The following is a 19,374-nucleotide window of genomic DNA, read 5'->3' as shown; positions in this document are numbered from 1 at the left end:
CTCGGTGCGTTGTAACGGTTACCACCGCGCTCGATTTACTGCGGCAGCGGCACCGACTGCACATCGAATGGCACGTGGCGGGGAATCGCGGCGTCGTCGTCTTTGTGCGCAAACAAGAGGCTGTACTTCGACTCGATGAAATACACGCGGCCGTTGGCAATCACGCCCGACGACGGATCGTTGAGTCCGGCCACCAGCGTCACTAGCGAAGCGGCGCGGTTGCCCGACAGCGTGGCCAGCGTGATTTGTCCGCCGTAAGGGCCGTCATGCCCAAACGCGTTGCTTTCGAAGATCACCAGACGGTCGTGTCCGGCCGAGCGCACCGCGTCGGCATTCTTCAACGTGCGCGGCATGTCGATGCGAGTGACGCCCCCGGCGCTGCCGTCTGGCTTCATGTCGATACGCAGCAGGTAAGGCGCGGCAGTCACCGTGCTCACGTAGATGTGGTTGCGGTCGATGGCGATGCCGTTGAGTTTGAAACCCTCGGTACCGGCGTTGAAGGAGGCATCCTGCTTCCATAGCTCCAGTGCGCTGTCGCCATCTCGCCAGCGGAAGATGCGGGGCTGCAGCGAGTCGGTGATGTAGAGGTTGCCGTGATCGTCCTGCGTCAGGTCGTTGCAGTAGCCCTTGTCCGGTAGCTCGTAGCTGGCACGCGGCGCACCCGTCGCAAGGTCGTAGCTCTTCAGTGCGCTGGGGTTCGTAGGCACCGTGGTGTAGCCGAGCGTGCCGGAGCAGACCCACAGCAGGCCGCGACGGGTATCTACCAGCACACCCTGTCCATTGGACAGACCGTTGGAGCCGGGCGATACCAGCACGTCCGGCTGGTCCGATCCGGGCGCGATGCGCGCCACAGCCCCTTGGCGCCAGCTACCGACGTAGAACGATCCGTCCGGTCCCACCGCGATGCTTTCGGGGTACCAGTCCGCGGGCAGCGGGCGGGTCGATGGCGCCGCATCGGCGGCATGGCTAGCAGCGGTAAAGGTCAGCGCGCAGGCCAGGGCAAGGCGGCGCAGCAGGGTGGTAGAGGTCATCGGTGGCTCCCTATGGCGAATGGCAGGGATTGTGGTTCGCCACTTCTGCTCTATAAATGCGCTTCTTCTTTCTTCACTCCACAGTGAGACTTTGGAATGGATCGATTGACCAGCATGGAAGTGTTCGTGCGCGTGGTGGAGAAGGGGAGCTTTGCGGCGGTGGCCGACGAGCGGGGCCTGTCCACCACCATGGTCGCCAACCACGTGCGCGCGCTGGAGCAGCAGCTCGGCGCGCAATTGTTGGAACGCACCACGCGCCGCCATCACCTGACCGAGATCGGCGCGGCCTATCTGGAGCGCTGCCGCGACGTGCTCAGCAGCGTGCAGGCCGCCGATCAGGTGGCCGAGGCCTTGCGCGCAGAACCACAGGGCACACTCCGCGTGACGGCACCGGTGACCTGGGGCGCGCACCGCCTGATGCCAGTGGTTGGCGAGTACATGGCGACGTACCCCGCCGTGCAGGTGGAGCTGACGCTCAACGATCGCGTGGTCGATCTGCATGATGAAGGTATCGACGTGGCGTTCCGCTCCGGGCCGCTGCACGACGATGCGCTGGTGGCGCGGCCGCTGGCGCCGTCGCGCATGTTCGTCGTCGCCAGTCCGGGTTACCTGCAAGCTCACGGCGTGCCGAACGAGCCCGATGATCTGCAAGCGCATGCGTGCCTGGGCTTTACGGCATGGGGGCGCGATCACCACTGGCGGTTCACCAAAGGTGACCAGTACGTGGACCTTCCCGTGCGCGGGCCGCTGACCTGCAACAACGGACAGGCCCTGCTGACGGCCGCACTATGCGGCGTGGGCGTGGTGGTGCAGGCAGACGTGCTGCTGTCGCCATCGATCGCCTCTGGCGGACTGGTTCGACTGCTGCCGGACTGGGAGCTTCCCGTGCGCCATCTGCATATCGTGCGCCGCCGCGAAACGCGGCCGACAGCCAAGCTGCGCACCTTCGTGGACTTCGCATTGCAGAGGTTGGGCTGATGGACGGAGCGACATACCGCATGGAAGCGCGACGCAATACGGGTATCGACCTGCTGCGCGGGCTCTCTATCCTGCTGGTGGTGCTACACCACATCGGCTTGCGCATTCGCCTGCGTAAAACCGGGCTGGCTGACTTTTTGCCGGAGAAGCTGCTCAGTGCGCTCAATTTCAACGGTTACGAAGCGGTCTTCATCTTCTTCGTCATTTCCGGTTTCCTGATCACCAGTAACACGTTGCGTCGCAGCGGCACGCTGGCGAACATCGATCTGCGTGCCTTCTATGTGCGCCGCTTTTCGCGCATCGCGCCTTGTCTATTGTTGTTGGTTGCCGTGCTCAGCGGGCTGCATCTGCTCGGGGTGCAGGATTATGTGATTCAGCGGGAGGGGCAGTCGTTGCCGCGCGCCATCGTGGCGGCATTGGGTTTCCATCTGAACTGGTACGAAGGCATGACGGGCTATCTGCCCGGTGGCTGGGACGTGCTGTGGTCGCTGTCCATCGAAGAAGTGTTCTACCTCGGCTTTCCCATCGTTTGCTTGCTGACGCGTCGCGCGTGGGTACTGGTACCGATGTTGATCGTGCTCGCCATCTCGCTGCCTTGGACAAAGGCAGCGTTGGCCGATAACGAGATCTGGCAGGAGAAGGCTTATCTGCCGGGTATGGCCGCTATTGCCACGGGTGTACTCGGTGCCCTGGTCTGGCATCGCTGGCAGCAGGTGCCTCACGTTGTGGCATCGGCGCTTGGCATCGTCGGTGCCGTGGGCCTCTACCTGGTGATGTTCGAAGGCAAGTTCTTGTGGCAGGTGATGCATGACGGTTACATGTTGTTGCTTACCTGTTCCGCCCTGTGCCTGGTGCTGGCCAGCGCATGGGCGCAAAGCCGTCATGCGCCATGGCGTGGGCTCAACTGGCTTCGTTCGTGGGGGCGCTTGAGCTACGAGATCTACCTCGTCCACATGTTTGTCGTGTTCGCGGTGGTGCGCCTCTACAAGGCGACAGGTAGCGATATCGCGCACGGCTATCTGTGGTATTTGCCGGCGTTGCCGCTGTGTTGGTTGCTGGGTAAGGGGATGGAACGCTACATCTCGACGCCCGCAGAGCAATGGCTTCGTTCACGCTGGCTGCACAAGGTGACGCCGGTACAAGCCGTCGCGACAGGCTAAAAGGAATAGGCCAAAAAGCCTCGTTTTAAGGGTTTTGCTCGACGCGAAGCGTTGAGGTTGTTGCGCCAGTTCGCATCTTGAGCGCCTACAACCGAAAAGCATGTAGGCCTGTCACGCAGGGAACAGCGACGCTGTTGATGACCATGGAGACTCGCGCACTCTCGTTGACGGGAGTGCGACTCAGTGGACTGCAGAGCGGACGACAGTATCGACGAAAAATTCGCACGCGCTTGGCGTGCAAACCAGCCCATGCTACTGCGGCGAGCACGCCGCCTGGCGGGTGGCCATTTGGATCGTGCCGATGAGTTACTGGCGGCTACGGCGCTGAAGGCGCTGCAGTACACGCGGCACCGACCGAACTTCATCGAGCGGCCCAAGGGTTTTCTGTTTGTCGTGCTGCGCCATGTCTTTGTCGACGGCGTGCGCCGTAGCGCGCGCGAAGGTCTGGTGTTCGATGGGAGTGTCGATGTGTATGGCGAGCCTGCCGGGATGGGAGATGCCTTTGCGCCGTCGGCCATGCAGAAGCTCGAAGTCCAGCAACAAATCGCCTGCATCGAGGCGGCGCTGCGGGCGATGAGTCCCGCTCAGCGACGCCTGTTTGCCTTCCGCTTTATCGATGATCTGCCGTATCCACAGATCGCCGAGCGTCTGGGTATCAATCAGCCGCTGCTGCGCAAGCGCGTGCAATTGATCCGTGATCGCCTGCGCGCGGAGATCGGGCGTGCGGCCATACCGCGCGATGAAGTGGGCGTCGCTGTGTTCACAACAGGCGATGCCCGTCGTTATGAAAAGGGCAGCGGTTCTCGCCGCCACGTGCCTTCACCGTCGACCGAAGGAAAAGACCATGGCTGACCCTCAAGTCAACGCCCAGATTACCGATGCCGTCACGCAGACAAACGTGAAAGTGGTAGCGGAGGCGCCGGCTCAGGCTATCGCCGCGCTCTATCAGGTCGCGAGCCATTCGGCAGGGCTTTCGCTGCAGAACGCAGTGCATAGCCAGCAAGCCCTCAACCAGATTTCCAACGCGGTGGTGTCGCGAGCGGTCGCGATGATCATGTCGATCGCAGAGAAACCATAGACGTGCTTCCGGACCGCGAATCGACTCTGGCGTAGGGGAGGGGAATCGAGATGGCCTTCTGGTCGAAATGGATCTCGGGTAGCCGGACACCGCGTGCGGCATCCGGGGAGGACGACGGTGGCAACACCGGTGGGTCGGGGCCCGCACCCGCGCCCGTGCAAGCGCCCGCGCCGGCACCTGCACAGACGCAAGCACCAGCACCAGCACCAGCACCAGCACCAGCACCAGCACCATCTCCCGCGCCTGCTCCTGCGCCACCTGCTCCGCCACCGTCGAATGTGCGCACGCTCATGACCGAGCGGATGCTGCAACAGAACCCGACGCCACCGGATACGGATGCGCTGAATCCGTCGATTGTGCAGGCGGTGCAACTGAGCAATGCGGAAACGGCAGGCTATGCCGCGTCACAGATCGCGCTAGGCCCGGACATGATGATCAGTCAGGCATCGGGTTTGGTGGCGCAAGCGGCAGCGAGCTATTTCGACGGTGTGAGCAAGCTGGTGCTGGCGAGTCAGGGCGTGTTGCTCAAGCAAATGACTCAGGCATTGGCGGAACAGAAATTGGTAGAGGCCGGCGAAGACGCGCTAGGCATCGTCGCTACGGATTTGTTGATGGCCGCGGCGGCAGCGGTTGCGGCGGCAGCCGGCGCGATGGAGGCAGAGTCCGCGAGTTTCGCCATCGACCGCATCGATCAGAGCATCGCCAAGTACAGCAGCATGCTCGCTGCACGCAAGGCGCCACCCACGCAGTAAGGAACCGGTACCTGGTGCCACCTGACATCGCGAGGAACTTCCATGGCTTACTTCAAATTATCGTCGCCGGTCCCGGTGCACGACTACCCTTACGACTTTCATAGTCATCTGACCGGCATTCTTCCCGTTCGTGGAAAGGACGAACCGTCGCTCGTTCGTTGGTTGTCCGGTTCAGACGGCGATGCTGGCGAGGTGGCGCTGTTCCAACAGGCCTTGTCGTACATGCTCGCGGCCAATCCGTTCGACTACCTCACGCGGCGTGCCGACCGGACAAGCTACGAGCGTGGCGAATGCGCGGCGGAGAACATCTACATAGCGTGCGTACTGATCGCGCAACGGATGCGCCCCTACGAAAGCGTGGCAGAGTTGCCGGTGACCGACCCGCGGTTGTATCGCGCCGCGCAGGAATCGGTGCGGGCGGCCATGCTGAGCCCTGGCGAGGACCGCACGTGGGTGGCTGCGCTGGCGCGCTACTTCAACGGCAAGATCTATTCGAGCAACAAGTTCACACCGTTCGACGATGCCTACAAGATGCGGTCGGTGCTGACTGACCAGGTGAACGATGCGGAGAAGAAGCCGGACGGCGTGAAGTTCGGTAAGAAATACGAGGACTTCATTGTCGGCACGCTGAAGTACCTCAAGGGGAAGGGGATCAAGCACATCCAGATTCCCGCTGGCGCAGGTGACATCGATATCCTCGACGCCAAAGTGGAGGAGTTCAACGACGACGAGAACACGCAATACCGCGTGCTCGTGCATACGCCATCTGCCTACATGAGTGCGAGCAGTCTTGCTGCTGACTTGGCGAACATCCTCAAGAAGCTCACGGACGATAAACTGAAGTGCACCATCGGCATTGATCTGCTTGGGGTGGAAAACCGTGTCGCTAACTACGATGCCTTGTTCGACTTTCTGCGCAAGCAGAAAGGGGTGCTGACAGAGGCGCTCAAGAGCAAACATTCGAAATCCATCGTCGTGCATATCCATAACGGCGAAGGTGCGAGCTCGGCAGCCGATCATCGTTCCATGATCGGGTACTACCTGGCGTACGGAGACCCTGCGCCCGACGCCGATTTCTACAAGGCACTGGCTTGCTATATCGGCCGTTGCGCCCAGTCCGCCACGGAGCGCCGTGCCACCGAGAGCGCGGGAACGCGCGGCGCACCTGGTTACGGTGTGGGTATCTTCTCGCGCCTTTTCGACGAGCTGTTCCTGAGCAGCTCGTTGACGCACCGGGGATGCCAATTGCGGCGTTTCGATATCAACGGCGAACGCAGCCGCGAATTGGCAGCCTACAACGCGAAGCGCAGCGTGATGGCCCTGAGCGAAATGTTCGACTCGCCTGTCGAAAAGGGCGGCAACCAGACTTGGTATGCGCTGCTCGCGGGCGATGGGTCGCCGTACACCTTCCGCCTTGGCCACGATTACTACTATCGGAACTTCGTGGCCGCGAAGTACCCCGTTCTCGCGTTCGATACCAATCTCGGGAGCAACGCGATCACGGGCGCGGCAGCCTTGTTCAAATCAGCGGAGTCGTACCGCATCAACAAGGGCTTCAGGCATCTGGACGGCTACATTGATACCGATGTGCTCGCGGCGGTATCCGCCTCCATTACCTATATGTCCAGCGATTCATTGAACCAAGAGCAGATCAACTACTACGTGGACCTGAGCAAGAAGCTCGGTGATATGAAGGATGTGTTGGCGGATGTCCAGGTCGCGGAGACGATCAAGGGCTTCCTGAAGGGTGCCTTGGGGCCGCTGGGGTATTTCGTCGCCGATTATCACTACGTCAACTTTGCGAAGCTCGTGGTCAGCGTTGTTGGGGAGTCGACGGAACCGTCCGTTCGGTATCAGGCGCTGGCGCGCGTGAACTCCATTTTCCTGAACTGGCGCTCGTATCTGTTAGGGGCCGATGGCCAGGGCGTCGAGCACAGCGATATCCAGGACGAGTTTGTGCGCATGGTGATCTTGATTGCCTACAACCTGCTTCCAGTGGGCCAGACGGTATTGGCGTCGGACACGGTGCTGACCCTGCAGCGGGTGATCCTTTCGATGGCCGATGCCTATTGGCTGCAAACCATCGGGTCGCTCGCCGGCGAGCGTGCGTGGGGCAAGCGCAACATCGAGGCGCTGGAGGGCTATCAGGCGCCGTCATCGGTGGTGAGCCTGCGACGTGGCAAGCAAGATCCGGGTCAGGCCGCATAGCGGAGGGCATGCCATGACAACCGCATCCGGCGACGAGATCGTCGATGACTTCTACCAGCGAGGGATGGGCGAGCTGACCAGCGCGCGCAGGGAAGCGTCTTCGCCAGCGCCTTCCTCGCCACCCAGGCAACGAGCATCGTTGGCGTTGCCGCACAAGTCGACGGTCACTCCTGGCGATCCAGGCAAGCGGCCAAAGCGCTCTCGCGAGCAGCGCTTGGTGCTGGCGCTGGCCCGCCTGCTCGCCGCACGCACGCGATGAACGCCATGGCCGGAGACCTGCTCATGACCGGGATAGACCAGGACAAGATCGAGGGTTTGCGTGAGCTGATCAAGTTGTTGCTCGCGCTGACAAAGGCGGAGCGGCCACGTGCGATCTATCCCTATCCGCCGTTTGCGCCGCCACAGCCCGCGTCGCCGGCGCCCCCTCCACCAGGAACCAGCGAAGGCGGCATGAACCTGGTGCGTGCCGCGGAGATTGTGGAGCGTGGTGGCGCGCATGCGCTGGACGCGATTCGCAAGGGTACCGAGGAGGCACGCAAAGCACTGCTTCGACTGGCGGAGCAGCGCGATCTTGAGCAGCAGGCAGTGGAGCAGGTCGTTGAATCGTTGACGACGCTGAAAGCCTTGCAGCACCGACACCGGCATCAGGGCGAAGGCGACACGCCGCAAGCGCCGCCACAAGCGAACGAACACGCCGCGGGTACGACACCGCAGCACGCGCAGAAAACGGGCGGAAAGCGCAAACGTTGATTCACGCCGGCCCGCCGGGATCGTTTCACTTTCATGTACGGGAGCACCGTACCTAACCAGAGGAGCAACGACATGCCTATCCCCATTCCTGTCAACTCGCAGATCACCGATGCGGTCACCCAGTCCAACGTGAAGGTGATTGCCGAAGGCCCTGCCATGGCCATGGGTTCGATCTTTCAAACCATGGCGCATTCCACCAGTGTGCTTTACGAGAACGCGGTGACATCGGCACAGCAGCAGAACACGCTGTCTCAGGCCTCGGCCAACCAGGGTGTGATGCAGATCTACAGCCTGGATACCACCGCGACGGCGGCGGCCACGGAGAAGGTGGCGCAGGGCGGCGTGGCGGACAACCTCACCAGCCTGCTGTCGGTGATGAACGCCTTCAGCAACCAGTGACACCAACGCGCACGGCGTGCGCTGTGCGTTCTTGCATTTCTTTCGCGGCTTAGCCGCTTCATTGAATGGAGTTGAGTCATGACTGTGAATAGCCAGATCACCGATGCCGTTACCCAGACCAACGTAAAGGTCGTCGCAGAAGCGCCGGCCATGGCCATGGGGTCGATCTACCAGACGATGGCCCACTCTACGGGCATCCTGTTCGAGAACGCCGTGGCGCAGCAGCAACAGCAGAACACGCTGTCGCAGGCAGCGGCCAACCAGGGTGTGATGCAGATTTACAGCCTGGATACCACGGCTACCGCCGCCGCCAGCGAGAAGGTGGCGCAAGGTGGCGTGGCAGACAACCTGACCAGCCTGCTGAGCGTTCTGAACTCTTTCCGTAGCGGCTGAAGCGATCGGGCTGGCGGGACCGGACGGGAGCGCCTGTCCGGCCCGCCGAGGTGGGCGTGACGATCACGTTCCCGTTATCCGATGGCAGGCAGGTTACGAGGCAGCAGAACAAGATCCCGGGTTCCGTGGGGGCGGAAGGCGATTTCCGCGGGCAGCCGGGCGTGAATAGTTGTTATCCGGGCCGGTGCAGCCTGCATCGTGGACGATGCGCCGCACCTGCCATCAGGGGGCATTAGGCATGCAACTGGCTACGCGGCACGCGTCGCGTACGGCTGTGCGCAGCAGCCGTTCGACAGTCTTGGATGTGGATAGTCGCCGCGCGTTGCTTGCGCGGTCCGAGTTGTTTGCGGGCCTTCCTGCCCCGGTGCTGGATGAGTTGGCGGGACGTTCGAATGCGCGTTATATGGACAGCGGCGAGCTGGTGTTTCGTAAGAACGATTCGGCTGACTTCGCCGCGTTAGTAGTGGAAGGCGTGGTCTACGCCATTCTGTATGGCCCGGATGGACGCGAACTGATCGTGGACATGGCGGGCTCCGGGCAGGCCATTGGTGAGGCCGCGCTGCTTGGCGCAAGCTGTCATCACTTTACGGCGGTCGCGGCGGGCATGGTGACCGTGCTGCTGCTCAGGCGCGTGCATCTGGCTGGGTTGCTGACCGAGCCGCAGTTTCTGCATCGCGTGATGCTTCTGCTTGCGGGGCGGGTAAGCCGCACGGCGAAGGCATTGGAGACAATGTGTCTGTACAGCCTGGAATCGCGGTTGGCGCGCTATCTGCTGGACGCGACGGAACGAAGTGGGCGCGAACGTGGTGTGGCTCAGATCGAGCTGCCACCCACGCAAGGCATTCTTGCCTCTATGCTCAATGCGAGCCGACCCAAGTTGAACGCGCTGCTGCAGGGCTGGCAACGTGCGGGATTGATCAGTCGCGAGCGCAACGTGCTTTACGTGCACGATTTCGAACAGCTGCGACTCAAGGCCTGCGCGCCGGAGCGGCGGCTCTAAATCTCCATCAGATCGCGGCCGACGATGATGCGGCCCTTGAAGTGTGGTGCAACGGCATCACGCCATACTTCCTCTGGTACCGGTGGATTTCCTCCCGGCACGAAGTGATTGAGCACCAGCGTCTTCACGCCGGCTTCGGTTGCGATGCGTCCGACCTGTTCGGTCGTCGTATGGCTGGCCAGCAGGTGCTCGCGCAGACGGGTGGCGTTCGGTTCGGTGGCGATGAGTTTGTCGAGTGCAGGGAGATACATCACCTCGTGCACCAGAACATCGGCGCCGCGCGCGAGCGCCACGAGGTTTTCCGACGGTCGGGTGTCGCCCGAGAACACGATGCTGCGGTCGGGACAGTCAAAGCGGTAGGCGAAGGCCGGTTCCACGGGCGGATGCTGCACGAGCGCGGCGGTGACCTTCACGCGCGCATCCTGCATGACCAGCCCCGGGCCAGTGAGTTCGTGCGGCCGGATAAGTGGTGCCAGCGGCGGGCGGCCTTCGTCGGCAACGCGGGTGCGGATGTCGTAGTCGTTCATGGCGAGGAACAACCGCGTCATCTCGGCTAGCGGCGGCGGTCCCCATGTGTCAACTGGCGTATGCAGTGGGCCCGACCATGCCAGCCACAGCAGGTTGCCGTAGTCCGCGTTGTGGTCGGAGTGCTGATGGGTGATGAAGAGATGGCGGATCGACCCGAGGTTTAGCCCTGCCTTCACCGTTTGGCGCGCTACGCCATTGCCGCAATCGATCACATAGGTCACCCCGTCCACCACGATGGCGCTGGCAGGGGCTGCGCGGTCCGCCTTAGGCGTGGGGCCGCCGGCTGTGCCGAGCAGGATCAGACGAGAGCGGGGCGATGTATCCGCACGGACGCGCCATGGTGATAGCGCACCCGCCGCGATGGCGAGCCCGGTGGCCTGCAACAGGCGTCGACGCGAGAAGCGGAGTGTGGAAGGTGGCGACATGACGATGTGGTTAGCCATCGGGAGAGGCCAGTATGTCAGCCTGGCGTCGCACGTTCACTCGTCAACGCGTGGCGCAGGCCGGTGGCCTGCGCCGTATAACGAAGCCGGGATTCAGCGATAACCGTTGATGGTGTCGCGCAGCTCGATGGCGGCCTTTCGCGCCGCCTGGGCGAAATCTTCGCCGTTGCTGGCGTAGAGGATGGCGCGCGAGGAGCTGATCATCAGGCCGGTGCCGTTCGCTGTGCGGCCATGCTTGAGCACGGCCTCCACATCGCCACCCTGTGCGCCGATGCCGGGGACCAGCAACGGCATATCGCCGACGAGGGAGCGCACCTTGCCCAGTTCCTCCGGCCATGTGGCACCGGTCACCAGGGCGCAGTTGCCGTTGGCGTTCCAGTCGCGTGCGATGGTTTCGGCAACGCGCAGGTACAGCGGCAGGCCACCGCAGTCGAGCGCCTGGAAGTCCGCACCACCCGGATTGGACGTGCGGCACAGCAGGATCACGCCCTTGTCGGCGCGCTCCAGAAACGGCTGTGCGGAGTCGCGGCCCATGTAGGGGTTCAATGTCACCGCGTCGGCCTTGAAGCGATCAAATGCCTCGGTGACGTAGTGCTGTGCCGTGCTGCCAATGTCGCCGCGCTTGGCGTCGAGGATGACCGGCACGTTGGGATGCTTGTCGTGGATGTGCGCGATCAGGCGCTCTAGTGCATCTTCCGCACGCAGCGCGGCGAAGTGCGCGATCTGCGGCTTGTAGGTGCAGACGACATCGGCCGTGGCGTCGACGATGTCGCGACAGAATTCGAACACGGCATCTGGCCGGCCCTTGAGGTGCGCGGGGAACTTTGCCGGTTCCGGATCGAGGCCAACGCAGACGAGGGAGTTGTGGTTAGCCCAGGCCTGTTGCAGGGATGGCATGAAGTGCATCGATTTTCTCCAGGGCTTACGCGACGGGGGAAAGGTCCAGCCATCGCTGTAGTGCGGTCACGATTTCTTTGGACTGTCGAGATTCTGCGCGCATCGTGGGCGTCTTGTGTCCCAACAGCACCACCGGATCACCGTGTGGGTAGGTCAGACTGATCGTTTGAATGGACCACAAGGGGCCAACGGACCCACCACGCGGCGCGAACACCTTTACGTCCAGGCCGGCAGGGCGCTTCAGCGGAAATGCCTTGGAGCGATGACGTCCCGACGCGATGTACTCCACGATGGTGACGCTGTCGCTTGTCCTGCACAGACGAATCGTTCGCCGGACGATGCCGTCGAAAAACACGAAAGGCATGAGCAGCGCCAGGGCAAACAACAACGCCGCGCCGGACACCGCGACGCTGGCGCCTGCGCTCAGGTTTACCCCGGCATCATGCCGGTGAACGACCAGCCAAATGAGTGCGATGGGCACCAGCCCACCAATCACCAGGCTGCATAACCACATAAATGCCGCAGCGACATAATTTCTGCCGTCCATAGTCAGCTCCTGCGCGGTGCAGGAGCTGACCCGGTAGCCCAGCAGATGCATCGAAGGATGCTTTACGCGAGCTTCTTGTACTTCACGCGGTGCGGCTTGGCAGCCTCATCGCCGAGACGACGCTTCTTGTCGGCTTCGTACTCGTTGTAGTTGCCGGGGAAGAACTCCACGTGCGAGTCGCCTTCGAACGCGATGATGTGCGTGGCGATGCGGTCGAGGAACCAGCGGTCATGCGAAATGACCACGGCGCAGCCCGGGAACTCGAGCAGCGCGTCTTCCAGTGCACGCAGGGTTTCCACGTCCAGGTCGTTCGACGGTTCGTCGAGCAGCAGCACGTTGCCGCCCTGCAGCAGGGTCTTGGCCATATGCAGGCGACCGCGCTCACCACCAGACAGCTGGCCAACGATCTTCTGCTGGTCGGTGCCCTTGAAGTTGAAGCGGCCGATGTACGCGCGCGACTGGATCTCGAAGTTGCCGATGGTGAGGATGTCCGAACCACCGGAGACTTCCTGCCACACGTTGTTCTTCGGATCGAGCGCATCACGCGACTGGTCGACGTAGGCGAGCTTGACCGTGTGGCCTAGCTTCACTTCGCCCGAGTCCGCCTGCTCCTTGCCCATGATCATCTTCATGAACGTGGATTTACCGGCGCCGTTCGGGCCGATCACGCCGACGATGGCGCCCGGCGGGATCTTGAACGACAGGTCTTCGATCAGCACGCGGTCGCCGAAGGACTTGTTGACGTTCTTGAACTCGATCACTTCCTGGCCCAGGCGCTCGCCCGGCGGAATGAAGATTTCATTGGTTTCGTTGCGGCGCTGGTACTCGACCGAGTTCAGCTCCTCGAAGCGGTTAAGACGCGCCTTGCCCTTGGACTGACGGCCCTTGGCCGCCGAGCGCACCCACTCCAGTTCCTTTTCGATCGCCCTCTGGCGCGACTTTTCCTGCGAGGCTTCCTGCTTGAGGCGGGCGTCCTTCTGCTCCAGCCACTCGGTGTAGTTGCCCTTCCACGGAATACCGCGGCCGCGATCAAGCTCGAGAATCCACTCGGCCGCGTTGTCGAGGAAGTAGCGGTCATGGGTGACGGCCACGACGGTGCCCGGGTAGTTCTGCAGGAACTGCTCCAGCCAATCGACCGACTCGGCGTCCAAGTGGTTGGTCGGTTCGTCGAGCAGCAGCATGTCCGGCTTGGACAGCAGCAGGCGGCACAGTGCCACGCGGCGCTTTTCACCACCGGACAGCGGGCCGATCTTGGCGTCCCACGCCGGCAGGCGCAGCGCGTCAGCGGCCACTTCGAGCTGGCGCTCCAGCGCGTGCGCGTCGTTCACCGCCAGGATGTTTTCCAGCTCCTGCTGTTCCTTGGCGAGCTTGTCGAAGTCCGCGCCTTCTTCACCGTAGGCGGCATAGACCTCTTCCAGACGCTTCTGGGCGTCCAGGATGACGGAGACGCCTTCTTCCACGGCCTCACGCACGGTCTTCTCGGGATCGAGCTCCGGCTCCTGCGCGAGATAGCCAACCTTGATGCCCGGCTGCGGACGGGCTTCACCCTGGAAGTCCTTGTCGACGCCGGCCATGATGCGCAGCACCGTGGACTTACCCGCGCCGTTCACGCCCAGCAGGCCGATCTTGGCGCCGGGGAAGAAGCTCAGCGAGATGTCCTTGATGATGTGGCGCTTCGGGGGAACGATCTTGCTGACCCCGTTCATGGTGTAGATGTACTGCATGGAACCTCCGGCGGCGTGCAGAGCGCCGGCTGAAGGGCAGGCGGTGCGATTCAGAGTGGGTGTAAACCACTCATTATAGCGGCCTTAGAGCCTGTTCACGATCTCCGCGTAGCCCGCGTTGCTCTTGAGTGGCCCCCCAGGCGGGAGTGCGTGGCGCCGGGCCTGCCTGGTGGGCAGGTCAAGCCGCGCTCCCGCCCGGGGGCCACTCAAGAGCAACCCTTCCTCGCTCCTCAGAGCCGGCGCCATCCATGGCGCCTCCCCGCGTGCGGGCCGGGTCTGTTTGCCCACAGGGCGGCGTCATCACTCGGTCGTGTACGGACGTACACTCCTTCGTTCTTCCTTAGTCCTGCGCGCAAACAGCTCCCGGTGCGGGCCACGCGGAGATCGTGAACAGGCTCTTAGGGTCGCTCCGGTGACGTGTGCCCCGGTACGGCGGCCGATCTGCCCGCCTTTCGCCACCCCGTGCCCGGGGAACCGCAGCCGCCACCGGCAGGCTGGTGTTTTCCCGGGAGAAGGCCCTCATGGCAAGGAGCACCGCGCTGGCGCCGCAGGGCTGGTTGCAGGTGGCAGCCACGCTGGATGAAGCGGCGGCGGTATGGGCCGCAGGCCACGGCCGCTGGGCGGTAACCGCGCACGAATTGGTCTGCTTTGGCGTGAAACAGGCGCGCGCCTGCCTGTTTGGTGGATGCATGCTGGCGTTGCTGCTCGCCACCTGGGCCTGGTACCCGGCGGATGTATGGCTGGCCCGTTACGACTTTCTGGTGCTCGCGGCGCTGGCCTTGCAGGTGGTGCTGGTGGCGTCGGGCCTGGAAACACGCGATGAGGCGAAGGTCATCCTGTGTTTCCACGTGGTCGGCACGGCGATGGAAGTGTTCAAGACAGCGATGGGCTCGTGGGTCTACCCCGAGGCTTCGCTATTACGCATCGGTGGCGTGCCGCTGTTTACCGGTTTTATGTATGGCGCGATAGGCAGCTACATCGCGCGGGCCTGGCGGTTGTTCGCGTTTCGCTTTATCCGGCATCCGCCGTTCGTTGCCACGGTATGGCTCGCGGTGGCGACCTACGTGAACTTCTTCACGCATCACTTTCTGCCCGATCTACGTTGGCTCTTGTTCGCTGCGCTGGCGGTGTTGTTCGGGCGAACGTGGATCCTGTTTCGCATTCGGCATGCGTACCGGCGCATGCCGCTGCTGTTGGGATTCGTGCTGGTGGCCTCGTTTATCTGGATAGCGGAGAACCTCGGCACGTTTGCGGCGGCATGGCGCTACCCGACGCAACGTCACGGCTGGGAGTGGGTGCCACTCGGCAAATTGGGCGCGTGGTTGCTGCTGATGGTGATCAGTTACGTGCTGGTATCGGCAGTGGCGCGTCGGCGACGCCGTCCTTAGGGTTTGGCGGTGTCGAACAGCGCGCTGACCGTGCGCGTGTGCAACGATGCGGCATCAAAGCCCTCCGGCAGCATGCCGGCGATTTCCAACATCACCGCGCCGTGCAGCGCGGCCCAGATCTGGTGACCAAGGATGGCCGGATCGGCTGCGACGGTGCCTTCGGCGATCACCACTTCCACGTGGGCCGAAATGGTGCGCCACATGCGTTCGTGGGCTTGGCGATACGCGGGATCGTCCCGCTGGGTTTCCGGGTACTCGAACATCAGCCGGTACGTGGCCGTGTTCTCGCGGGCGAAAGCGATATAGGCATCGCGCACGGCGCGGCTGCGCGTGCGGCCATCGCCGGGGGAATCGAGTGCGCGTTCCAGCGCTTCGGAAAAGCGGTTCAGGCCGCGCGCACGCACGGCCGTAATGATGTCTTCCTTGTTGTCGAAGTAGCGGTAGGGCGTCATGGTGCCCACGCCCAACTCGCCAGCTAGGCGCCGCATGGTGACGGCGCCGGGGCCTTCTTCCACGTATAGCCTTGCGGCCGCCTCGCACAGACGTTCACGGAAGGATTCGGTTTCCTGTTCGCTCAGTGCGCGGGGCACGTCAGTGGTCCTTCACGTCCAGCGTCTTGCGGAAGAAGGTCAGCGCATCGTCGTTGATCTGCTCGTGCACCTTGACGCGGTCCACGCCCGGCGGGTCGATGCACAGCTCGTTGATCTCCTTGGTCAGCACCGGTGCGCACGGGGTAAGAAACACCCAGTGATCGGCCTTCGGCACTTCCTTCACACCGGCCAGGGTGTGGATCAGCGGCTGGATATGGCGCGCGTTGGCTTCGGGTCGCAGCACGTGATCGTTCTGGCCGTAGTACAGGTAGATCGGCGCGCTTACCGTGTCGAAGCTGTGCGTATCGAAGATCAGGCTAAGCGGCGCCATCACAAAGGCGGCCTTGACGCGTGGATCGGCGGTATCGCCGTAGCGATTCAACTGGCTTTGCCTCTGCTGCATCAGCTGGCGCAGGGTCAGGCCGGATTTCGTCGCCTCGGTCTGGAACTCGGCCAGTTTGCCGCAGACGTTGTCGTCTTTCGGGTAGCGGGCGCAGAAGTCCACGAAGCGGGTGAAGTCAGGTTTGGCACCGACGACCATCAGGCTGGTGTAACCGCCGGCGGAGAAACCCGCCACGCCGATGCGCGCCGGATCGATCAGGGTTTTCCAGCGCGGATCGGCCAGCAGAGTGGAGATGGTCGACTTCACTTGTACCGGTCGGCCAGCCAGCACTTCGATATGGCCGACGCCGCTGGTGTCTTCGAAGTCATCCTTTGGATGGTTGAGCGTGGCCACGATAAAGCCGTGGCTGGCCAGGAAGGTCGCCAGATCATGGTGGCCCAGGCGCGAACCGCCGTTGCCATGCGAAATCACTACCAGCGGCTTGGCACCCGGAATGGCAGGCGCATCCGGGATGGCGGCGACGTTGTACGGGCCCATGGCCGTGGTGCCGTGCATGGGCTGTGGTGAGGGGTAGAACACGTACCCATCGGTGAGTTTGCCACTGACCGGGTCATTGATCTGGATAGGGGCGATGCCCACACCCGTGACACTGGAGGCCAGGGCGGCCAGTGGCAGAAACAGGGTGAGGATCAGGGCAAACCGATAGAGCGCGAACAAGGACAACGGGCGCGCCTTGGCGCGCGGCGGCATGGTGGGCATGGCGAAAGTCCGGTGGCTTAGGTTGCGTGCAACGTACGGTACATTGTACGAAATGAGGCCGCAAGTACGCCCGAGGTGGCCGCAATAGCACATGACGGCTACAATTTCGCGTTCTAACCCTGCAACCACCCCAACGAGGTCAGGATGTTCCCGAAGCACGAGACGATCGCCGGTTACGACAATGAACTGGCACAGGCTATGGCCGACGAAGCCCGCCGTCAGGAGGATCACGTCGAGCTGATCGCTTCGGAGAACTACGCCAGCCCCCGCGTGATGGAAGCCCAGGGCAGCGTGCTCACCAACAAGTACGCCGAAGGTTATCCGGGCAAGCGCTATTACGGTGGCTGCGAATTTGTGGACGTGGCCGAGAAGCTTGCCATCGACCGCCTCAAGCAGCTGTTCGGCGCTACCTATGCCAATGTCCAGCCGCATTCGGGTTCGCAGGCTAACCAGGCCGTGTACCTGGCGCTGCTCAACCCGGGCGACACCATCCTCGGCATGAGCCTGGCCCACGGCGGCCACCTTACCCACGGCGCCAAGGTCAACGTCTCCGGCAAGTTGTTCAACGCCGTGCAGTACGGTGTGAACGAGCAGGGGCTGGTGGACTACGACGAAGTCGAGCGTCTCGCCGTCGAGCACAAGCCGAAGATGATCGTCGCCGGCTTCAGCGCCTACTCGCAGGTGATGGACTGGGCGCGTTTCCGCGCCATCGCCGACAAGGTCGGCGCCTACTTGTTCGTGGATATGGCGCACGTCGCCGGCCTGATCGCCGCAGGCGTGTACCCGAACCCGGTGCCGCATGCGCACGTTGTCACCTCCACCACACACAAGACCCTGCGCGGCCCGCGCGGCGGTTTCATCGTGGCGAAGGACGCCGGCGAAGAGATCGAGAAGAAGCTGCAGTCCATCGTGTTCCCCGGTATCCAGGGTGGCCCGCTGATGCACGTCATCGCCGCCAAGGCCGTGGCCTTCAAGGAAGCGCTGGAGCCGGAGTTCAAGACCTACCAGGCACAGGTGGTCAAGAATGCTAAGGCCATGGCCAAGACCTTCATCGAGCGCGGCTACAAGATCGTCTCCGGTGGCACCGAAAACCATTTAATGCTGGTCGACCTGATCGGTCGCGACGTGACCGGCAAGGAAGCGGAAGAGGCGCTGGGCAAGGCGCACATCACCGTCAACAAGAACGCCGTGCCGAACGACCCCCGCAAGCCGTTCGTTACCTCGGGTCTGCGCGTGGGTACGCCAGCCGTCACCACCCGCGGCTACAAGGAAGCGGATGTGGTCGAACTGACCGGTTGGATCTGCGACGTGCTGGATGCGCCGAACGATGACGCTGTCATCGCCAAGGTGCGTGAGAAGGTCACGGCGCAGTGCCATACGTTCCCGGTGTACGGCTGAGGCCGGGAAACAAGCGAAGGGGTTGAGAAGTGAATAAAGGCGTTCTTTCCGTACTCTCACTTCTCATGCCGCGTCGCTAGGCCATGCATTGCCCTTTCTGCCAGCACGAAGACACCCGCGTGATCGACTCACGCCTGACCGAGGACGGCGCCACCGTGCGCCGTCGTCGTGAGTGTCCGAAATGCAATGAGCGCTTCAATACCTTCGAAACCGCTGAACTCAAGCTGCCGACCATCGTAAAGAGTGGTGAGCGGCGCGAGTCGTTCGATGAGCACAAGCTGCGCGTGAGCTTTGAGCGTGCGTTGCAGAAGCGGCCCGTACCGACGCATTCCGTGGACTCCGCTGTGCGCGAGATCATCAATGACCTGCGTCGTTGCGGTGAGCGCGAGGTGCCATCGCGGCAGCTCGGTGAGTTGGTGATGCGCGAGCTGAAGAAGCTCGATCAGGTGGCGTATGTGCGCTTCGCTTCTGTGTATCGGAAGTTTGAGGATGTGCAGGCGTTTCGCGAGGAGATTGAGAAGCTGGAGCGCGATTTGCCTGAGTTGGAGGCGCTGCAGTTGTCGTTGTTGGGTGAGAGTGTGGCGCGGCGCAAGAAGTCCTGAGTTCGCGTTTTTTTCTCTCGCCCTTTTGGGGGCAGTTTTGCGAAGCCGTTCCGGTAGGGGCGGCTTTTTTGTTGGTGGTTGGTTTGGGTCGATGCTCGCGGAGCTTGGCTCTTTCTTTCTCCCTCTCCCCTGCGGGGAGAGGGTTGGGGTGAGGGGTGGGTGCTCGCCGCATTGCTCCAACTGAGCCGTCATCTCGGCGCACCCCACAAAAAGGGGGCAACGGCTGGGGTCTAGTTTCTGTATCGCTTGGTTGTCGCGTTGCGGCGACCTGGCTCGCCTGCGGCGGGCTTCCGAACTGCTACCGCAGTCCGGGTCACTTTCTCTTGCTTGCCCAAGAGAAAGTAACCAAAGAGAAGGGCACCCCCACTTGGCGCTGGCCGGTGAAGCCGGCCAGTTCGTGAGGGGC

General features: G+C 62.7%; 21 protein-coding genes. 14 read left to right on the top strand and 7 right to left on the bottom strand.

Annotation, left to right across the window (positions count from 1 at the left end; genetic code table 11):
* Positions 1 to 35: 35 nt before the first annotated feature.
* Positions 36 to 1,031 carry a hypothetical protein gene (locus tag DyAD56_RS00100; protein WP_102300712.1) on the bottom strand — a complete coding sequence of 332 codons (996 nt, stop codon included), beginning with the start codon at positions 1,029 to 1,031 and terminating at the stop codon, positions 36 to 38.
* A gap of 96 nt (positions 1,032 to 1,127) precedes the next feature.
* Between DyAD56_RS00100 and DyAD56_RS00095 the strand changes: the two genes are divergently transcribed.
* From DyAD56_RS00095 to DyAD56_RS00050, 11 genes are all read left to right on the top strand, one after another.
* Entirely contained in the window at positions 1,128 to 2,009 is an 882-nt protein-coding gene (locus DyAD56_RS00095) for a LysR family transcriptional regulator (protein WP_102300710.1), read from the top strand.
* Positions 2,009 to 3,169: an acyltransferase gene (locus DyAD56_RS00090; RefSeq protein WP_102300709.1), complete on the top strand. Its 1,161-nt coding sequence runs from the start codon at positions 2,009 to 2,011 to the stop codon at positions 3,167 to 3,169. The genes DyAD56_RS00095 and DyAD56_RS00090 overlap by 1 nt, the downstream gene beginning before the upstream one ends.
* 183 nt (positions 3,170 to 3,352) lie before the next feature.
* Entirely contained in the window at positions 3,353 to 4,021 is a 669-nt protein-coding gene (locus DyAD56_RS00085; RefSeq protein WP_102300707.1) for a sigma-70 family RNA polymerase sigma factor, read from the top strand.
* Positions 4,014 to 4,247, top strand: coding sequence for a RebB family R body protein (locus DyAD56_RS00080; protein ID WP_102300706.1), 234 nt, complete (start codon positions 4,014 to 4,016; stop codon positions 4,245 to 4,247). Before DyAD56_RS00085 ends, DyAD56_RS00080 begins: the two co-directional genes overlap by 8 nt.
* Positions 4,248 to 4,537: 290 nt before the next feature.
* Positions 4,538 to 4,999 (top strand): hypothetical protein, encoded by a 462-nt coding sequence (locus DyAD56_RS24040; protein ID WP_233176169.1) that lies wholly within the window; start codon positions 4,538 to 4,540, stop codon positions 4,997 to 4,999.
* Positions 5,000 to 5,041: 42 nt separating this feature from the next.
* Positions 5,042 to 7,207, top strand: a complete 2,166-nt coding sequence (locus DyAD56_RS00070) for a hypothetical protein (protein WP_102300703.1) — start codon at positions 5,042 to 5,044, stop codon at positions 7,205 to 7,207.
* A gap of 13 nt (positions 7,208 to 7,220) precedes the next feature.
* Positions 7,221 to 7,466, top strand: coding sequence for a hypothetical protein (locus DyAD56_RS23485; RefSeq protein ID WP_146010408.1), 246 nt, complete (start codon positions 7,221 to 7,223; stop codon positions 7,464 to 7,466).
* Positions 7,467 to 7,489: 23 nt separating this feature from the next.
* Positions 7,490 to 7,957, top strand: a complete 468-nt coding sequence (locus tag DyAD56_RS00065; protein WP_146010407.1) for a hypothetical protein — start codon at positions 7,490 to 7,492, stop codon at positions 7,955 to 7,957.
* Positions 7,958 to 8,029: 72 nt separating this feature from the next.
* The gene (locus DyAD56_RS00060; protein ID WP_102300700.1) at positions 8,030 to 8,356 is read left to right on the top strand and encodes a RebB family R body protein; all 327 of its coding nucleotides are present in this window, start codon (positions 8,030 to 8,032) and stop codon (positions 8,354 to 8,356) included.
* A 78-nt stretch (positions 8,357 to 8,434) separates the two neighbouring features.
* Positions 8,435 to 8,749, top strand: a complete 315-nt coding sequence (locus tag DyAD56_RS00055; RefSeq protein WP_102300698.1) for a RebB family R body protein — start codon at positions 8,435 to 8,437, stop codon at positions 8,747 to 8,749.
* 238 nt (positions 8,750 to 8,987) lie between these two features.
* Positions 8,988 to 9,749 (top strand): Crp/Fnr family transcriptional regulator, encoded by a 762-nt coding sequence (locus DyAD56_RS00050; RefSeq protein ID WP_158241217.1) that lies wholly within the window; start codon positions 8,988 to 8,990, stop codon positions 9,747 to 9,749.
* Here DyAD56_RS00050 and DyAD56_RS00045 read toward each other — a convergent pair.
* The 4 genes from DyAD56_RS00045 to ettA form a co-directional block, all read right to left on the bottom strand.
* Positions 9,746 to 10,702, bottom strand: coding sequence for an MBL fold metallo-hydrolase (locus DyAD56_RS00045; protein WP_102301064.1), 957 nt, complete (start codon positions 10,700 to 10,702; stop codon positions 9,746 to 9,748). The genes DyAD56_RS00050 and DyAD56_RS00045 overlap by 4 nt on opposite strands.
* A 111-nt stretch (positions 10,703 to 10,813) precedes the next feature.
* Complete coding sequence (gene pyrF, locus DyAD56_RS00040) at positions 10,814 to 11,626, bottom strand: orotidine-5'-phosphate decarboxylase (protein WP_102300695.1); 813 nt, start codon at positions 11,624 to 11,626, stop codon at positions 10,814 to 10,816.
* A 16-nt stretch (positions 11,627 to 11,642) separates the two neighbouring features.
* On the bottom strand, positions 11,643 to 12,215 hold the full coding sequence (locus tag DyAD56_RS00035; RefSeq protein WP_146010406.1) for a hypothetical protein: 573 nt from the start codon (positions 12,213 to 12,215) through the stop codon (positions 11,643 to 11,645).
* Positions 12,216 to 12,226: 11 nt separating this feature from the next.
* Entirely contained in the window at positions 12,227 to 13,888 is a 1,662-nt protein-coding gene (ettA, locus tag DyAD56_RS00030) for an energy-dependent translational throttle protein EttA (RefSeq protein ID WP_102300692.1), read from the bottom strand.
* Positions 13,889 to 14,409: 521 nt separating this feature from the next.
* On the opposite strand from ettA, the gene DyAD56_RS00025 reads away from it, so the two are divergent.
* Positions 14,410 to 15,276, top strand: a complete 867-nt coding sequence (locus DyAD56_RS00025; RefSeq protein ID WP_102300691.1) for a DUF817 domain-containing protein — start codon at positions 14,410 to 14,412, stop codon at positions 15,274 to 15,276.
* Here the strand turns inward: DyAD56_RS00025 and DyAD56_RS00020 are convergent.
* Positions 15,273 to 15,866: a TetR/AcrR family transcriptional regulator gene (locus DyAD56_RS00020; protein WP_102300689.1), complete on the bottom strand. Its 594-nt coding sequence runs from the start codon at positions 15,864 to 15,866 to the stop codon at positions 15,273 to 15,275. The genes DyAD56_RS00025 and DyAD56_RS00020 overlap by 4 nt on opposite strands.
* A 1-nt stretch (position 15,867) precedes the next feature.
* Positions 15,868 to 16,968, bottom strand: coding sequence for a hypothetical protein (locus DyAD56_RS00015; protein ID WP_102300688.1), 1,101 nt, complete (start codon positions 16,966 to 16,968; stop codon positions 15,868 to 15,870).
* A 144-nt stretch (positions 16,969 to 17,112) separates the two neighbouring features.
* Between DyAD56_RS00015 and glyA the strand changes: the two genes are divergently transcribed.
* Positions 17,113 to 18,366, top strand: coding sequence for a serine hydroxymethyltransferase (gene glyA / locus DyAD56_RS00010; protein WP_102300686.1), 1,254 nt, complete (start codon positions 17,113 to 17,115; stop codon positions 18,364 to 18,366).
* 83 nt (positions 18,367 to 18,449) lie between these two features.
* Positions 18,450 to 18,968: a transcriptional regulator NrdR gene (gene nrdR, locus DyAD56_RS00005; RefSeq protein WP_102300685.1), complete on the top strand. Its 519-nt coding sequence runs from the start codon at positions 18,450 to 18,452 to the stop codon at positions 18,966 to 18,968.
* Positions 18,969 to 19,374: the final 406 nt, after the last annotated feature.

The organism is Dyella sp. AD56, assembly GCF_002878475.1.
In the GTDB taxonomy this organism is placed as follows: domain Bacteria; phylum Pseudomonadota; class Gammaproteobacteria; order Xanthomonadales; family Rhodanobacteraceae; genus Dyella.
The sequence above is the reverse complement of the archived record's forward strand: the minus strand, read 5'-3'. Positions and strand labels throughout refer to the sequence as shown.

What these genes read in the sequence shown, in the direction of transcription:
- DyAD56_RS00100 (WP_102300712.1), bottom strand. Translation starts at nt 1,031, where the DNA reads ATGACCTCTACCACCCTGCTGCGCCGCCTTGCCCTGGCCTGCGCGCTG.
- DyAD56_RS00095 (WP_102300710.1), top strand. Translation starts at nt 1,128, where the DNA reads ATGGATCGATTGACCAGCATGGAAGTGTTCGTGCGCGTGGTGGAGAAG.
- DyAD56_RS00090 (WP_102300709.1), top strand. Translation starts at nt 2,009, where the DNA reads ATGGACGGAGCGACATACCGCATGGAAGCGCGACGCAATACGGGTATC.
- DyAD56_RS00080 (WP_102300706.1), top strand. Translation starts at nt 4,014, where the DNA reads ATGGCTGACCCTCAAGTCAACGCCCAGATTACCGATGCCGTCACGCAG.
- DyAD56_RS24040 (WP_233176169.1), top strand. Translation starts at nt 4,538, where the DNA reads ATGACCGAGCGGATGCTGCAACAGAACCCGACGCCACCGGATACGGAT.
- DyAD56_RS00070 (WP_102300703.1), top strand. Translation starts at nt 5,042, where the DNA reads ATGGCTTACTTCAAATTATCGTCGCCGGTCCCGGTGCACGACTACCCT.
- DyAD56_RS23485 (WP_146010408.1), top strand. Translation starts at nt 7,221, where the DNA reads ATGACAACCGCATCCGGCGACGAGATCGTCGATGACTTCTACCAGCGA.
- DyAD56_RS00065 (WP_146010407.1), top strand. Translation starts at nt 7,490, where the DNA reads ATGACCGGGATAGACCAGGACAAGATCGAGGGTTTGCGTGAGCTGATC.
- DyAD56_RS00060 (WP_102300700.1), top strand. Translation starts at nt 8,030, where the DNA reads ATGCCTATCCCCATTCCTGTCAACTCGCAGATCACCGATGCGGTCACC.
- DyAD56_RS00055 (WP_102300698.1), top strand. Translation starts at nt 8,435, where the DNA reads ATGACTGTGAATAGCCAGATCACCGATGCCGTTACCCAGACCAACGTA.
- DyAD56_RS00050 (WP_158241217.1), top strand. Translation starts at nt 8,988, where the DNA reads ATGCAACTGGCTACGCGGCACGCGTCGCGTACGGCTGTGCGCAGCAGC.
- DyAD56_RS00045 (WP_102301064.1), bottom strand. Translation starts at nt 10,702, where the DNA reads ATGTCGCCACCTTCCACACTCCGCTTCTCGCGTCGACGCCTGTTGCAG.
- pyrF (WP_102300695.1), bottom strand. Translation starts at nt 11,626, where the DNA reads ATGCACTTCATGCCATCCCTGCAACAGGCCTGGGCTAACCACAACTCC.
- DyAD56_RS00035 (WP_146010406.1), bottom strand. Translation starts at nt 12,215, where the DNA reads ATGCATCTGCTGGGCTACCGGGTCAGCTCCTGCACCGCGCAGGAGCTG.
- ettA (WP_102300692.1), bottom strand. Translation starts at nt 13,888, where the DNA reads ATGCAGTACATCTACACCATGAACGGGGTCAGCAAGATCGTTCCCCCG.
- DyAD56_RS00025 (WP_102300691.1), top strand. Translation starts at nt 14,410, where the DNA reads ATGGCAAGGAGCACCGCGCTGGCGCCGCAGGGCTGGTTGCAGGTGGCA.
- DyAD56_RS00015 (WP_102300688.1), bottom strand. Translation starts at nt 16,968, where the DNA reads ATGCCCACCATGCCGCCGCGCGCCAAGGCGCGCCCGTTGTCCTTGTTC.
- glyA (WP_102300686.1), top strand. Translation starts at nt 17,113, where the DNA reads ATGTTCCCGAAGCACGAGACGATCGCCGGTTACGACAATGAACTGGCA.
- nrdR (WP_102300685.1), top strand. Translation starts at nt 18,450, where the DNA reads ATGCATTGCCCTTTCTGCCAGCACGAAGACACCCGCGTGATCGACTCA.